The sequence below is a fragment of the Tabrizicola aquatica genome, assembly GCF_002900975.1.
Classification (GTDB): Bacteria; Pseudomonadota; Alphaproteobacteria; order Rhodobacterales; family Rhodobacteraceae; genus Tabrizicola; species Tabrizicola aquatica.
On sequence record NZ_PJON01000006.1, the window covers coordinates 89,687 to 104,666 of the forward strand.

At 68.9% G+C, this 14,980-nt stretch carries 14 protein-coding genes; 10 read left to right on the forward strand and 4 right to left on the reverse strand.

The annotated features are described in order from the left end of the window. Nucleotides 1-30 precede the first annotated feature (30 nt). Complete coding sequence (locus CXR42_RS18220; protein WP_103259023.1) at nt 31-1,011, forward strand: class I SAM-dependent methyltransferase; 981 nt, start codon at nt 31-33, stop codon at nt 1,009-1,011. Nucleotides 1,012-1,020: 9 nt separating this feature from the next. Then, nucleotides 1,021-1,833: an SDR family NAD(P)-dependent oxidoreductase gene (locus CXR42_RS18225; RefSeq protein WP_103259024.1), complete on the forward strand. Its 813-nt coding sequence runs from the start codon at nt 1,021-1,023 to the stop codon at nt 1,831-1,833. On the opposite strand, the gene CXR42_RS18230 is transcribed toward CXR42_RS18225, so the two are convergent. Further along, nucleotides 1,834-2,238, reverse strand: coding sequence for a hypothetical protein (locus tag CXR42_RS18230; RefSeq protein WP_103259025.1), 405 nt, complete (start codon nt 2,236-2,238; stop codon nt 1,834-1,836). Nucleotides 2,239-2,307: 69 nt separating this feature from the next. Here CXR42_RS18230 and hemF point away from each other — a divergent pair, with 69 nt between their 5' ends. Then, a complete protein-coding gene (gene hemF, locus CXR42_RS18235; RefSeq protein ID WP_103259026.1) occupies nt 2,308-3,168 on the forward strand; it encodes an oxygen-dependent coproporphyrinogen oxidase in 861 nt (286 codons plus the stop codon). A 2-nt stretch (nt 3,169-3,170) separates the two neighbouring features. Continuing rightward, nucleotides 3,171-3,530: a hypothetical protein gene (locus tag CXR42_RS18240; RefSeq protein WP_146038111.1), complete on the forward strand. Its 360-nt coding sequence runs from the start codon at nt 3,171-3,173 to the stop codon at nt 3,528-3,530. Nucleotides 3,531-3,563: 33 nt separating this feature from the next. Here the strand turns inward: CXR42_RS18240 and CXR42_RS18245 are convergent, their stop codons facing one another. Beyond that, nucleotides 3,564-4,205: a YceI family protein gene (locus tag CXR42_RS18245; protein ID WP_103259028.1), complete on the reverse strand. Its 642-nt coding sequence runs from the start codon at nt 4,203-4,205 to the stop codon at nt 3,564-3,566. Between the two features lie 114 nt (nt 4,206-4,319). Between CXR42_RS18245 and CXR42_RS18250 the strand changes: the two genes are divergently transcribed. Further along, the gene (locus CXR42_RS18250; protein WP_103259029.1) at nt 4,320-5,729 is read left to right on the forward strand and encodes an FAD-binding oxidoreductase; all 1,410 of its coding nucleotides are present in this window, start codon (nt 4,320-4,322) and stop codon (nt 5,727-5,729) included. Between the two features lie 91 nt (nt 5,730-5,820). Next, nucleotides 5,821-7,041 (forward strand): MFS transporter, encoded by a 1,221-nt coding sequence (locus CXR42_RS18255; RefSeq protein WP_103259030.1) that lies wholly within the window; start codon nt 5,821-5,823, stop codon nt 7,039-7,041. A 204-nt stretch (nt 7,042-7,245) separates the two neighbouring features. Here CXR42_RS18255 and CXR42_RS18260 read toward each other — a convergent pair whose 3' ends face one another. Together CXR42_RS18260 and CXR42_RS19630 are read right to left on the reverse strand one after the other, a co-directional pair. Then, nucleotides 7,246-9,309: a caspase family protein gene (locus CXR42_RS18260; protein ID WP_180996110.1), complete on the reverse strand. Its 2,064-nt coding sequence runs from the start codon at nt 9,307-9,309 to the stop codon at nt 7,246-7,248. Further along, nucleotides 9,309-9,923 carry a hypothetical protein gene (locus CXR42_RS19630; protein ID WP_180996111.1) on the reverse strand — a complete coding sequence of 205 codons (615 nt, stop codon included), beginning with the start codon at nt 9,921-9,923 and terminating at the stop codon, nt 9,309-9,311. Before CXR42_RS19630 ends, CXR42_RS18260 begins: the two co-directional genes overlap by 1 nt. 147 nt (nt 9,924-10,070) lie before the next feature. On the opposite strand from CXR42_RS19630, the gene CXR42_RS18265 reads away from it, so the two are divergent. Genes CXR42_RS18265 through CXR42_RS18280 form a run of 4 tightly spaced genes read left to right on the forward strand, consistent with a single transcriptional unit; the run spans nt 10,071 to nt 14,898 of the window. Then, the gene (locus CXR42_RS18265; RefSeq protein ID WP_103259032.1) at nt 10,071-11,390 is read left to right on the forward strand and encodes a S1C family serine protease; all 1,320 of its coding nucleotides are present in this window, start codon (nt 10,071-10,073) and stop codon (nt 11,388-11,390) included. Between the two features lie 24 nt (nt 11,391-11,414). Next, entirely contained in the window at nt 11,415-12,104 is a 690-nt protein-coding gene (locus CXR42_RS18270; RefSeq protein WP_103259125.1) for a response regulator transcription factor, read from the forward strand. Continuing rightward, nucleotides 12,101-13,459: a HAMP domain-containing sensor histidine kinase gene (locus CXR42_RS19935; protein ID WP_146038112.1), complete on the forward strand. Its 1,359-nt coding sequence runs from the start codon at nt 12,101-12,103 to the stop codon at nt 13,457-13,459. The genes CXR42_RS18270 and CXR42_RS19935 overlap by 4 nt, the downstream gene beginning before the upstream one ends. Nucleotides 13,460-13,479: 20 nt before the next feature. Then, on the forward strand, nt 13,480-14,898 hold the full coding sequence (locus CXR42_RS18280; RefSeq protein ID WP_103259034.1) for a patatin-like phospholipase family protein: 1,419 nt from the start codon (nt 13,480-13,482) through the stop codon (nt 14,896-14,898). Nucleotides 14,899-14,980 lie beyond the last annotated feature (82 nt).

Below are 14,980 nucleotides of genomic sequence, written 5' to 3' on the forward strand. Positions count from 1 at the left end.
GCCCGCAGGTCGGGGGCCTAGGCCCCGCCCATGCGGTCCGCCCGTCTTTCTCTGGCGCTTGAAAGTGGCGCGCTGGTCCTTCCTGCTTCTGGGCTGATTGCGGTGTATCGGCCGCGGGCCCGGGACGATCTGTCGGACCTGCCGCAGGACCGGGTCGTGGTGCTGACCGGGTTCAAGCCTGACCATGACCATTTCGCCCGGGGCTATCAGGTACAGCCCGCGCCGCCCTATGCCGCAGCTATCGTTTGCCTGCCCCGCAGCCGCGAGGCCGGTCGCGCGCTGATCGCGCAAGCGGCGGCCGAGGTTGCGCCCGGTGGCTGGGTGGCGGTGGACGGGCAAAAGACCGACGGGATCGATACGGCGCTGAAGGATCTGCGCGGCCGCGTGGATCTGTCCGAAAGCCTGTCGAAGGCGCATGGCAAGCTGGCAAGTTTCACCGTGGGGCCGGACCTGTCCGACTGGCAGGCCCGCCCGTCGCAGGTTTCGGGGTTCCAGACCCTGCCTGGAGTGTTCTCGGCCGACGGGCCGGATCGTGGGTCAATCCTGCTGGCGGCGGCGCTGCCGGTTAAATTGGGCGGCAAGATCGCCGATCTGGGGGCCGGCTGGGGCTACCTTGCGGCCGAGATCCTGAAGTGGCCGGGCGTCAAGCGGCTGGACCTGGTCGAGGCCGAGGCGGATGCGCTGGCCTGCGCCCGCATCAATGTGACCGACGACCGGGCGCGCTTTCATTGGGCGGACGCGACCCAGTGGCGGCCCGAGACGCTGCTGGACGCGGTGGTGATGAACCCGCCCTTCCACTCAGCCCGCGAGGCTGATGTAGGATTGGGTGCCGCCTTCATCCGGGCGGCGCGGCGGATGCTGGCGCCGAATGGGGCCCTTTGGCTGGTCGCCAACCGCCACTTGCCCTATGACGCCGTTCTGGCCGAAAGCTTCCTGGAGGTGCAGGACGCTGGCGGCGACAGCGGCTTTCGCGTGATCCATGCCACCAAGCCCAGACGGGCCAAACCCTAGAGGCAGCGCATGTCCTTTTCCGTCAGCGGCAAGACCGCCATCGTCACCGGCGCAGCGGCCGGCATCGGCCTTGCCATCGCGCGGCACCTTGTCGACAAGGGCGCGAACGTGATGTTTGCCGATATCGACGAAGCCCGGCTTGAGGCCGAGGTCGGCGACGAGGCGCGGGCCGAAGGGCCGATCCGGGCCTTTGGCGGCGACCTGACCGAGAAGCTGACCATCGCCAACCTGCTGTCGGCCACGGTCGACGCCTTCGACCGGCTGGACATCCTGGTCAATGCCAGCCGCCGGATGCTGGTGTCCGAAGTCCTGAACCCCGAGGCCGACGCGGTGGATGAGTTGTGGCGCCACAACGTCCTGTCCGCGCTGCGCATGTCGCAGATGACGGCCAAGCGGATGATCCAGCATGGCCAGCGCGCCGGGCTGGAAGAAGGCACGATGCTGGGCTCGATCATCAACATCTCATCCATCGCGGCGCAGGCCACCCGGCCCGAGCTTCTGGCCTATTCGATGGCGGCGGCGGCGACGGACCAGATGACCCGCTCGCTGGCGGTGGCGCTGGCGCCGAAGGGGATTCGGGTCAATGCCGTCGCTTTCGGCAGCGTGATGAGTGCCAGCCTGCAAAGCTCGTTGCGGGACAACCCGGATGTACGCGACCAGATCACCGCTGCGACTCCGCTGGGCCGGATCGCCGCCCCGGCGGAACTGGCCGAGGCGGTGCAGTTCCTGGCCTCGGACGCGTCGGGATTTGTCACCGGGCAGGTGCTGACGGTGGATGGCGGGCGGGGCCTGCTGGACGTGGCCTGCACGCCGTCGCACTGATCATTCGGGATATTCGGCCTTGCAGGCGGCGATCTGCGCCTGGGCGGCGCGCGACAATTCACGCCGCTTGGCCTTCAGCCCGTCCAGCTTGCGCGCCTCATCGCGCAGGTCGATGGCCTTGGGCCGCGTCGTGGTGACGGGGCGTTCGTCCAGGCACAGATGCGGCGGGGCGGGCTTGCCCTCGACCAGGACCGGGGATTGGCACCAGGTCCAGTCATCCTCGTATACGGTGATCGTCTCGATCGCATAGCCGCGGTCCAGGTTGCCTTGCATCTCGGCAATCAGGCGGTCGACTGTGCGCAGGTCGCGGGTGCTGCGCGCGATGCATTGTTCCTGCGGCGTGCCGCAGGCGGCCAGCAGGGCCAGCGCGGACAGCGTGAGGGTAAAGACGACGGGGCGTTTCATCGAAGCCCTCCTTGCAGTGGTGGAAAGCGGGATGCTAGGCAGGCGGTGTCAACAGCCGGAGACAGCAGGATGACCGATCCGTCAGACAATCGCAACGCCCGGGCCGCCGCCTGGTTCCGCGAACTTCGCGACCGGATCGTCGCGGCGTTCGAGGATCTGGAGACCCGCTATGCCAAGGGCGTGCCTGGCCGGTTCGAGGTCACCCCGACAACCCGCGCCGATGGTGGCGGCGGGTTGATGAGCGTGATGCGCGGCGGTGGCGTGTTCGAGAAGGTCGGCGTCAACTGGTCCGAGGTACATGGTGTGCTGGGCGAAAAGGCACAGCGCGCGATGGCGGCGCGGGGCGTGCCGGGCATGGACAAGGACCCGCGCTTCTGGGCCAGCGGGATCAGCCTGGTCGCCCATATGGTCAACCCGCATACCCCGGCCGTACACATGAACACCCGGATGTTCTGGACCCCTGGCGCCTGGTGGTTCGGCGGTGGGGCGGACCTGAACCCCTGCATCGAATATGCCGAGGACACCGCGCATTTCCATGCCGAGATGCAGCGCGCCTGCGACGCCCACTCGCCAGAGTATTACGCCAAGTTCAAGGCCTGGGCCGACGAGTATTTCTTCGTGCCGCATCGCGGCCGGGCGCGGGGCGTGGGCGGGATCTTCTACGACGATCTGAACACCGGCGACTGGGAGAAGGACTTTGCGTTCACTCAGGCTGTCGGCAGCGCCTTCCTGCCCGCTTTCGTGCCGGTGACCGAGCGGCGCATCGCCACGGCCTGGACCGAGGCGGACCGCGAGACGCAGCTGATCCACCGCGGGCTTTATGCCGAGTACAACCTGGTCTACGACCGGGGCACCAAGTTCGGGCTGGAAACCGGGCATGACGCCAATGCCGTGCTGATGAGCCTGCCTCCAGTCGCGAAATGGCCCTGACGATGGCGGAGATCACGGTGACGGCGGCCTATGGTTCGGTCGTCGAGGATGAGGGGCTTTTGTTCGTGGGCTTCGCCGAGGGCGAGGACGAGGACGAGAACTATGCCCTGTTCCGCCAGCCGGTGGGCGGCGGGCCGGTCTGGTTCGAGGTGGGCGACGAGAGCTTTGGTGCCGAGGACGCGCTGGAATCGGTCACGCTGGGGCCGACGGGGCTGGAGATCGTGATCGCCCCCGCCAGGCGCGCGGCCTTCGGCTTTGCCGGGTCCATCGCCGTGCGGATCGGGGCGGGATGTGAGGATGCCGAACCCGCCCTGGCCGCGCTGCGCGAGATGTTGGGGCCGATCTGGACCGACGCAAGGTAAGGTGGGCGATACCGCCCACCCTACGCCCGCGCGTCAGGGCTTGGGCGCGTCGGGGTTCATCATCTCGGTCTCGATGAACACCTGCACCTCGTCCGAGACGCCCATCGTCGTTCCCGGCGCGGGGATGCCGTTCGAGATGCCGAAGTCGGACCGCTTCAGCGTCGTCTGCACCGAAAAGCCCGCCCTTGCCCCGCCCGGGTCCAGCGGCATGTGCCCCCAGCCGCCGTTATAGGTCGCCTGCAGGACCACGGGCTTCGTCACCCCGTTCAGCGTCAGGTCGCCGGTGACATCGGCCGTGCGGTCCCCGGTCAGGGTGACGGAGGTCGAGGTGAACCTTGCCAGCGGATGGGCCGGGGCGTTCAGGAAATCGGGGCCCGAGACGATGGCGTTGAAGTCATAGCTCGGGTCGTCGTTGTGGGTTTCCAGCGAGGCCAGGTCGACGGTGGCGGTGACCTGCATCGCCTGCGGCGCGTCCGGGTCGAACTGGAGCGTCGCCTCGACCTTGGTGAACAGCGCCATGTAGCGGGAAAAGCCCAGGTGATCGACGGTGAACCACAGCCGGGTATGCGCGGGATCGGTGCGGTAGGTGCCGGCGGGCGGGCTGCCCAGGTCGGACATGTCCTGCGCCTGTGCGGGCAGGGCAAGCAGGGCGGAAAGGAGAAGCGGGCGGAGCATGCGGTGCCTTTCAGTTAGCTGACTGGCTAAGTAATCTCTGATCTTCGCCGCAAGTCAACCGGGTTGCCTGTCGGATGGGCGGACCCTAGCTTGGCGCAAACTTCGGGGGCAGGCATGGGTATGATCGAAGAGTTTCGTGCGGCGGTCGGGGCGGCCAATGTGCTGACCGGGGCTGATATGGCCCGCTATGCACGTGACTGGATGGGCAAGTATCACGGCGCGCCGCTGGCGGTGGTCCGGCCCGGCTCGACCGCCGAGGTTGCGGCTTGTGTCAAGCTTGCGGCGGCGCATGGGGTGCCGGTGGTCCCGGTCAGCGGCAACACGGGGTTGGTCGGGGGGACGATGACCTCGGGCGGGCTGATGCTGAGCCTGGAACGCATGAACCGCATCCGCACGGTCAAGCGGGACGCACGCCTTGTGGTGGCCGAGGCGGGCGTGATCCTGTCGCGCCTGCATGACGCGGCTGAGGCCGAGGGGCTGTATTTCCCGCTGTGGTTCGGGGCGCGCGGCTCGGCGATGCTGGGCGGGGTCCTGTCCACCAATGCGGGCGGATCGAACGTGCTGCGCTATGGCTCTACCCGGGGCCTGTGCCTGGGGTTGGAGGTGGTGCTGGCCGACGGGCGCGTGCTGAACCTGATGAGCGAGTTGCACAAGGACAACTCGGGCTATGACCTGAAGCAGATGTTCGTCGGGGCAGAGGGCACGCTGGGGATCATCACGGCGGCGGTGATGAAGCTGGTTCCCGCGCCCCGCGCCCATGCAACGGCCACGCTGGCCGCGCGGTCGCTGGCGGATGCGCTGGTCCTCCTCAACCGGATGCAAGAGGCGACGGGGGGCCGGGTCGAGGCGTTCGAATTCATGCCGCGCACCTATTCGGAACGGCTGCGGGTGGCGCGGCCCGACCTGGGCCTGCCCTTCGACCATATCCCCGAGGTCACGATCCTGATCGAGGCCGCGACGACTGTCCCGGCCGAGGCCGCGCCGGATGCCGGGGGCGAGGTGCCGCTGGTCGCGCTTCTGGAGCGGGTGCTGGCCGGGATGCTGGACGAGGGGCTGGTCACCGACGCGGTGATCGCACGGAACGAGCAGCAGCGTCGCGCGATGTGGGCCCGGCGCGAGGCGGCGGCCGAGATTTGCGTCGGACTATCGCCTGCGGTGGATACCGACGTCTGCCTGCCCTTGGACCGGGTGGAGACCTTTCTTTCGCAGGCGCTGTCCCGGCTGGAGGCCTTGGACCCCGGCCTGCGCAGCCTGACCGTCGCGCATCTGGGCGACGGCAACCTGCACTTCACCGTCTTTCCGACCCGCGATGATCCGGTCCTGAAGGACCGGGTGATGGAGGTGGTCGAGGACGTGGTGCAGGAGATGGGCGGCAGTTTCTCGGCCGAGCATGGGGTGGGGCTGTCGAAGCTGCCCGCGATGGCCCGGCGCAAGGACCCGGTGGCGCTGGAGGTGATGCGGGCGGTCAAGCGGGCGCTGGACCCGGAGGGGCGGATGAATCCGGGCAAGGTGATCCCGGGCTGAGACGGTCTGGTCGGACGATCTTTCTGCGAAAGATCGGGGCGCTTGGGCAGGGCCTTGCGCGGCGCGGGGCGACGGGGTAGCCCTCGCCGTCATGTCCGCGATCCGCCTTTGCCTGACCGATCCCCCCCTGCGCGCTGCCGGTCTGATCATGGTGTTGCAGGGCGCGATCGTCTGCAGCTTCGGGCCGTACTTTTCCACGCTGGCCGTCAACGCCTTCGGCTTTGGCGACCGGGGCTATGCGGTGCTGCTGGCGCTGTCGTCGGTGGTGGCGGTGTCGGCTTCGGTGATCGGGGGCATCCGGGCGGACCAGACCGCGAACCGGCGGCAGGTGACGTTGGCGGCGGTGGTCGCTTTGGCGCTGGGGATGGCGTCGATGACGGTCGCGCCGGGGCCATGGGTCTTTGCGGTGACGGCGGCGGTCCTGCTGCCGGTGGGGGCGGTCACCTTCGGGCAGGTATTCGCGCTGGCCCGGATGGCCTCGGCCCGCCATGCGCCCGAGGAGCGGGACGCGATCATGGCGGTGATCCGGGCGCTGTTCGCGCTGCCCTTCGTGCTGGTGCTGCCGGTCTGGGCCGTGGTCTTTCGTCAGGGTACGCCGGTGACGGCGATCTTTCCGGTCAGTCTGATCCTGTCGGCGGTGATGCTGGCGGTTCTGTTGCGCTACTGGCCCAGGGACGGCGCGACCGACTGGCAGGACCGGCCGAGCGGGTTGAGCTTTCGCGCGGCGCTGGCCGAGATGGGGCAGCCACGGGTCGCGCTGCGGGTGCTGGCGCTGGGGGCGGTCAATGTCTCGGCGACGATCTATGTGGCGATCATCTCGCTGGTGATGGTGGCCGAGATCGGGCGGGGGACGGCGGATGTGGCGCTGTATTTCGGCCTGGTCGCGGGGCTGGAGGTGCCGTTCATGCTGCTGCTGCCGCGTCTGATGCGGGGGGTGGACCGGCCGTTGCTGATCCTGGCCGGGTCGGTCCTGTATGGGGTGCATGTGCTGCTCTTGCCGGTGTTGGCGGGGTCCTGGACGGTCTGGCTGTTGATCCTGCCGGCGGCGGTCGGGGGGGCGGTGATCCTGACGGTGCCGATCGCCTACCTGCAGGACCTCATGGCCGACCGGCCGGGGGCGGGGGCGAGCCTGATGGCGGTGCAGCGGCTGGCGGGGGACGTGATCGCGGCGCTGTGCTTCGCGGTGGGGACGGCGGTGGCGGGCTATGGGCTGGTCGCCTGCCTGGGGGTCGCGGTGGCGGTCACGGCGGCGGGGGCGTTGTGGTGGATGGACCGGCGGCGCGTGCCCGGTGTGGACAAAGCATCGGCCTGAGGAGATTCAAGGGCTTGGCCGTGGGCGTTTACGGTACGTAAAGTTTTTGGAGGCTTCGGCGGGTGGCCGCCATCGTCGGGCCTGGGCCATGGTGCCGGACGGATTGGCGGGGTTGCCGCGTCCCGCATCCGCCTGGCGCACAGCGCGCGGTCGGGGATCGGAAAGCGGCGTAGGGTGGGCGATATCGCCCACCTTACGCCCGTGCTAATCAACTGAGACGGTGCGCAGGTCGAGTTGCAGGATCGCAGGGGCCGGGCCGCTGTCCGCTGTTCCTTCGTCCGTCAGGGCGACCGCGCCGCGTGTCGTCTCGCCGAAGCCGGCCTCGGCCAGCGCATCACCGAAGGCGGTTCCGCCCAGGCTGCGGGTCACATCGAGCGCGTCCTGCGCCAGATAGGACAGGTCCTCGACCGGGCTTTGCGGCTTGGCGGGGGTAACCACGACCAGCATCCGTTCCTGCCCCAGAACGTTGTCGGAAATCTTGAACAGACCCTTCTTCAACTCGTCCCCCGGCTGCAATCGGCCCGAGAACCAGTGGCTGATCGACCAGTCCGCGCCGATATAGAGGACATTCACGTCCACCGGCCCGTCCGTGTTGTTGCGGGCAAGGACATGCACCTCGTCCTCGGGGATCAGGGTCGGGACCGGGGTGAAGGGCAGGGGCCGCAGGGTGCGGTCTTGCGGCGTGCGGGTGAGGAGTTCCACCTGCACGTCCAGATTGCCCGCCCCCACGGCGGCGGCGAGTTTCAGCAGGTTCTGCGCCCGGGCCATCGTGGTCAGCGTGTCGGCGAGTGTCGCGGCCAGTTCCGCCCCGTCCTTGTCGGTGGTCGAGACCGAGGGGGTTGCGGCCAGGTCTTGCGCCAACCCGGTCGAGGGCAGGACCCAGATCGCCTCGGGGCGCGGGCTGTCGGGCAGGACGGCAAGGCGCAGGTCGGCGTCCTGATCGGGCGCGACGAAGCTTAGTCGCGGACCGGAAGCTTCGGCCAGCGCATCCATGACCGCCAGCATTGCATCGGCCGGGGCAGAGCCGGGCGGCGGCAGGGCGACGGTCAGGGTGAAGTCCAGCGCCTGGTCCAGTTTGCGCAGGGTGACGCCCTTGGGCAATTCGGCGGGCAGCACCTTGCCGTCACGTTCCACCGGCGTGCCCGTGGCGGTGAAGGTGTCGACGGCGGTCAGTTCCACGAAGCCCAGCGCGTCGGCGTCGGCATCGGCGGCCGTGGCCATCACCGCCAGGACCGCGCCTTCGGCAAGCCCGTGCAGGGTGCCGGCGGGGATGGTCAGGCCATTGGCCGTCGCTTCCGCCTGCCATTGCGAGACGCGGGTGCCGCCCTGACCTGCAAAGGCCACCTGGTCGAGGTCGCCTTCGAACAGGGGGGTCGAGCGGGCGAGGTTCTTCACCGCATAGCGGCGCAGCACCTCTTGCCCGATCTGGCCGTAGGTGGCCTGCGGGAATTCGGCCAGGACTTCCATCAGCGTCCAGGTGAACACGCCCTGCGGCTTGCGGCCCGGCTTGCCGCGCGGCAGGTTCTTTTCCGGCGTCACCTCGTTGGTCTGGGCGGCGAAGAAGGCGACGAAGCTGCCTTCGCCCTGGCTGGCGTCAAAGGGAGCCTCGGCCGCGCGCGGATCGCCAAGCGAGCGGGTCGCTGCCACAGCGTCGGGGTCGATCCCCAGCGCGTCGGGGGGCAGTTGGCGGGTGCGCACCTCTTCGTCCGCGCCGTCAAGGCTGCGGGTCACGGTGCCGGAGTGGCAGCTGTCGAACACCGCCCAGACGTTTGCGCCCTTGGCGCGCAGGCCGTCGATCAGGGCGCCGATCTCGTCATCGACGAGCGCGTTTTCCACCGCGCCGACCTGGTCGGACCAGGTGCCAATGTCGATGGGCAGGAACAACTCGTCCAGCCCGTCGAGTTCGGTCGAAGGATCAAGGGCCGGGGCCTGGGTGCCGTGGCCGGAGAAATGGAGATAGACGAAATCGCCGGGCTGAACCTTGGCGGTCAGGTCGGCAAAGGCGCTGCGGATTGCCGCCAACGTGGGTGGGGTCGCGCCGGGCACGCCATCGGACAGAAGCGTCACGTTCCCTGCGTCGAAGGGGACCGGAGCCTGGGTGGTCAGGTAGCTGGCCACCAGTTGCACGTCGTTCGCCGGGCCTTTCAGCCACCAGCGTTCGTCAAGGTTCTGGTACTGGTTCGCGCCGATCAGAAGCGCAAAGTTTTCGCGGGCGAGGGCCGGCAGGGCCGTCAGGCACAGGGCCGAGGTGAGCAGCGCGCGCAGCATCAGTTGGTCATCAGCGCATAGGTGGCCGGGGCCGGGCCCTTGTTCTCGACCTTCAGGGTGAAGGTCCCGCCGGCGGCCGGGGTCCAGCCGCAATAGGCGATGTGGCTGATATCGGTGTCGGAACAGACCAGCCGGCCCTTGTCGTCGTAGATCGCAAGGTTGAGGTTGGTGGCGGCCTTCGCCTCGACATAGACCTCGGCATATTCGCCGCCCAGGAATTCGATCGGCGGGTAGGTGTCGCCCTTGCCGTTGCCAAGCTGGCCGATGTTGTAGACCGGGCCAGAGGCGACGCCCTTGGTCGTCTCGGCGCGCAGGTCGTCGATCAGGCCGAGGAGTGCATCGTCCCCGGCGGCGAGGGGTTCGGCGCTGGCAAGCATCTCCTCCCATGTCAGGGGGGCACCTTCGGTGTTGGTGCCGCCTTCGGGCGCGCGGTCGGTGGCGGTGGGGGCCAGCGATTTCCGCAAGCGGGCGGCGGACAGGATCAGAAGCGGGTCGGACTGCCGCATCCCCAGCGTGTAAAGCCGGGCCGAAAGCTCGGCCGTCTTGACCGGCGAGGGCGTCTGGGCCTGCGCGGGCAGCGCGAGGGTCAGGGTCAGGGCGAGGATCAGGCGCATGGGACTCGTTTTCCTTGGACGTGCTGAAGATGGGCCGCGGCTTTCCGCCTGTAAATGCGGGAATTCCGGATGACGGTCTTTGTCATGTGCCCTGCGCAAGGGCCGCTGCTAGCAAGGCGGCAACGAGGCAGAACAAGGGTTTGACGGATGGCAAGGCACAGGCAGGGGCGGTGGTTCGGGGTCGAGGCGCTGGCGGTGGCGCTGGTGGTCGTGCTGGTGGCGCTGGTCGGACCGGCGCGGGCGGGGTCGCTGGACCAGGCGATGGACCGGGTCTTTACGCTGCGCAGTGCGGATGCCGAGGATCGGTTCCTCGGCTCGGCCTTCCTGTGGGGCGATGGGTCGGTGGTGGTGACAAACGCGCATGTGGTGGGCGAGGCCGAGGAGGTGCGGCTGGTCAGCCGGCAGGGGGTCGAGGACATCGGCCTGGTCATCGCGCGGGATGCGGTGCGGGATGTGGCGGTGATTTCGGTCGCGCCGGGCTTCGTGGCGGTGCGCGGCGGGCTGTTGCCCGCGGCGGGGGTTCCGGCGCTGGGGACCGAGGTCTTTGCGCTGGGCGCGCCCCTGGGGGTGGAGTTTTCGCTGACCGAGGGGCGGATCTCGGCCACGGCGCGGCAGGTCGACCCGGCGGTGCCGCTGCTGTTGGTGCAGCATGACGCGGCGGTGAATCCGGGATCGTCCGGTGGGCCGCTGGTGGATGTGGAGGGGCGGCTGCTGGGGATGAACAGCCAGATTGCCGATGGCAGCCGGATGTTCGTCGGCATCGCCTATGCGATCAGCGCCGCCGACCTGGCGGTGATCGTGCCGGGGCTGGTGGAGGAGACGCTGCCGCCCTTTCCGAAGCTGGGGTTGCGGGCGCGGCCGGTGGACCGGCAGGTGGCGGCGGCGCTGGACGTGCCGGTGGGCGGCCTTCTGGTCGACGGGGTCGAAGCGGGGGGGCTGGCCGAAGCGGCGGGAATTCTGGCGGGCGATGTGATCGTCGCGGTGGACGGGGCCGAACTGGTGCAGCCGGGCGACCTGGCCTTTGCGGTCGAGCGGGCGAGTGTTGCGGGGGCGACCACGGTGGCCGTCCTGCGCGGCGGCGAGCGGGTGGAACTGGCGCTGCCGCTGGTGGCGGAAGAAAGCGGGGGGCTGCGCCTGCGGCAGGTAGAGGGAAGTGCCCCGGTCGCGGTCAAGTCCTATCGGCTGGCAGCTTTGGGCGTGATGCTGGATGCGCAGGGGATGGTGACGGCGGTCACCGAGAACTCGCCCGCGCTGTTTGCGGGGCTGGCCAAGGGCGACCGTATCCTGACGGTGAACGGGGTCGTCGTGGACCTGACAAGCTATGAGATCACCGCGCCGGTCCTGATCCTGGTCGCGGCGCCGGGCGGGGCGACGCGGCATCTGTACCTGGACCCCTGGGGCAAGCATGAGGGCGTGCGACCAGTGGGTGGGGCGAATGTGCTTGACCCGGACGTGGTCGTGTTCTGAATGATCCTGCAGGAAGGTGGGGCCATGCAAGACCGTATCCTGATCGTCGAGGACGATGCCGAGACCGCCGCCGCCGTGCGGGCCGAGGTCGAGGGGCTGGGCTGTGCCGCCGACCATTGCGCCACGCTGGAGGCGGGGATCGCTGCGGCGGTGGCCAATCCTTACAAGGTCATCGTGCTGGACCGGATGCTGCCCGGCGGCGACGGGGTCGAGGCGATGGCGCAGATGCGGGCGGGCGGCTCTGGCGCCTTGATCCTGATCTTGTCGGCCTTGGGCCGGGCGGCGAACCGGGTCGAGGGGTTGGAGAAGGGGGCGGATGACTATCTGCCGAAGCCCTTTGAACCCGAGGAACTGCGCGCCCGGCTGCGCGCGCTTTTGCGGCGGGGCACGATGCAGGTGCTGGACAATGACCTGCTGGCCTTTGGCGATCTGGAAATCCGGTTGAAGGCGCGCACGGTGCATGTGAAGCGCGCCCATGTCGCGGTCAGCCCGCGCGAGTTCGAGTTGCTGACCTATTTCGCCCGCAATGCCGGGCAGGTGGTCACGCGGATGCAGCTTCTGGAAAACGTCTGGAACCTGCATTTCGACCCCGGCACCAATGTCGTCGACGTGCATGTCGGTCGGCTGCGGCGCAAGCTGGAGGAGGCGGGCTCCACCGCGATCCAGACCGCGCGGGGCGAGGGCTATGTCTTTGCGCCCAAGGTGGGCGGGTGACACTGGCGCGGCCGATGGCGGCGCGGGCCACGCTGCGGCTGGCGGCGCTGATGGCGGTGGCGGTCACGGTCCTGTCGCTGGGCGCGATGGCGCTGCAATACCGGCTGGTGGAGGTGCGCCTGATGGCGGCGGCGCGGGCGGCGCTGGCGGCCGACCTGGGCGGGTTCGGGGCGCTGTACGACCAGCGCCGGATCATTGCGCTGCGGCAGGCGATCGACTTTCGCGCCACGGCTGCGACGGGCGAGGAGATGTTGCTGCTGTTGGACCGGCAGGGCGCGGTGCTGGCCGGCACGCGGGAAGGCTGGCCGGTGGGCGTGACGGCCAGGGGCGACGGGTTCGGCGTGGAACCGGCCGAGATTGTCGTCGAGGGCGGGGTGCGCTGGCTGACCGTGGCGCGCGAGTTGCCGGGGGGCTTTCCGCTGCTGGTGGCGCGGTCCTTGCGGCCGATGGATGAGACCTTGGCGGCGATGCGGCGCGGGATGCTGGGCTTGCTGGCGGCACTTCTGGTGGCGGGGGGTGGCGTTGGCTGGCTGGCGGCGCGGTCGGTGATGCGCCGGATCGGGCGGGTGAACGACCTGGCCGACCGAGTGGCCGAGGGGGAGCTGGACGCCCGTCTGCCGGGCGCGCGGAGTGACGACGAGTTCGGCCTGTTGGAGACCCACGTCCACGCGATGCTGGACCGAATCCAGAACCTGAACCGGGCGACACACCGCCTGTCCGACACCATCGCGCATGAGTTGCGCACACCCCTGAACCGGATGCTGCAGAAGCTGTCCCGGATCGAAGGGCAAGATGATCTGACCGCCGAGTTGAAGGCCGAGATGCGGCAGGCGATCCGCATGTTCGACTCGCTTCTGGACATCAGCCGGGCCGAGGCGGATCAGGGCACGGGCGGCGGGCTGGTGCCGGTCGACCTGTCCGCCGTCGCCGCCGAGGTCTGGGACCTGTACGAGGCCCTGGCCGAGGACAAGGGCCTGGTGGCCGAGGCGCGGGTGCAGCCAGGGCTGCGGGTGCTGGGCGACCGGACCCTGATTGCCCAGGCTTTGGCGAACCTTCTGGACAATGCGATCAAGTATTGCGCGGCGGGCGACCGACTGACGCTGGTGCTGGAGGAGACGGGCGACCGGCATCTGATGCGGGTGCAGGACACCGGGCCGGGCCTGCCGGACGAGATGAAGGGCGCGGCCTTCGACCGCTTTGTCCGGGCCGAGCGGGACCGGGGCTTGCCGGGCCATGGGTTGGGCCTGGCGCTGGTGCGCGCCATCGCCGCGCGGCACGGGGCGCGGCTGGTGCTGCCCGAGGGACGCGGATTCACGCTTGAAATCCACTGGCCAAGGCTTCAGCAATCGGACTGACCCTTTATTCCGGTTGCCGCATGCGTCCTGCCTTGCTGTCCCTTCTGATTCTGGTCGGCTGTGCGCCCTGGAACCAGCCGCAGAACCAGCCGCTTCAGCGCGAGAACGCCCCGCTGACCGAGGGTGGGGCCGGCGAGGGCGAGCTTTACATTGGGCTGGCCTTCTCGGGCGGGGGGATGCGGGCCACGGCCTTTGCCTATGGGATGCTGGAGGAATTGCGCGCGGCGGGCGAGGGGCCTGCAGGGCTGCTGGATCAGGTGCGGCTGGTTTCGGGCGTCTCGGGCGGGTCGGTCATGGCGGCGCAGTTCGGGTTGCGGGGGCCGGAGGGGCTGGCCGGGTTCCGCGAGCGGTTCCTGCTGACGGATGCCGAGCGGTATATGGTCACCTCGGGCGCGAACCCGCTGACCATCGTCAAGGGCGTGGCCGGGGGCGTGAACGGGCGGGAGACCTTCGGGCGGTATCTGGACGAGGCGCTGTTTCAGGGCGCGACCTTTGCCGAGTTGCGGACCTCGGGGATCAAGACCTGGATCAACGCGACCGACATGGCGAACAACACGCCGTTCCTGTTCAGCCCCGAGACGTTTGACGCGCTGTGTTCGGACCTGTCGAAAGTGCGGATCAGCGAGGCGGTGGCGGCGAGCGCGGCCTATCCCCTGGTCTTTACCCCCATCGTGCTGGAGGCGCATCAGGGCGACTGCGACTATCAGGAGCCGGACTGGCTGACGGCGGCGCGCTATAATCCCGAGGCGACGGCGGCGATGCGCGCCCATGCGCGGGCTTTGGAAAGCTATACGAACCCCAAGGAAGTGAAGTTCGTGAAGCTGCTGGACGGGGGGATCACCGACAATTTCGGGACCACCGGACTGGCGGTGGAGCGGGCGCGGGCGGAGGTGCCTTACGCTCCACTTACGGCAGCCGAGGCGGTGAAGCTGAAGCGGATGCTGTTCCTGGTGGCGAATGCGGGGGTGGAGCAGGATTACGACTGGACGCAGAAGGTGGCGGGGCCGGGGGGCGTGAACCTGGCGATGTCGATTGCGTCAAGCGCGATGTCGGCGGCGTCGCGGTCGGGCTATGACAGCATGCGCGGCGAATTGCGGCTGTGGGAAATGGAGTTGATCGAATGGCGCTGCGCCCTGCCGCTGGAGGAGGTGCGCCGCCTGCGCGGGACGGCCGAGGGCTGGGACTGCAAGGACGTCAAGCTGTTCGTCGGCGAGGCAAGTTTCGCCAGCCTGCCGGCCGATCTGCGGGAAGAGGTCAACAAGGTGCCGACCCGGTTGAAGCTGGACGCCGCCCAGGTTGATGCGGTGATCGCGGCAGGGCGGATGGCGGTGCGGTTGACGCCAGAGTTCAACGGCTTTGTCGCCTCGCTGGCGGGGAATGACGTGGAGAGCCGGATCGAGGCCTCGGGCAAGCGGCGGGTGGTGCCGCTGGGGAATTGAGCGACGAATTTTCTGCGAAAATTCGCCGTGTGACAAATGTCGTCATGCTGATCTGGGCGCTTGTTCCAGGACTGACCGGCGA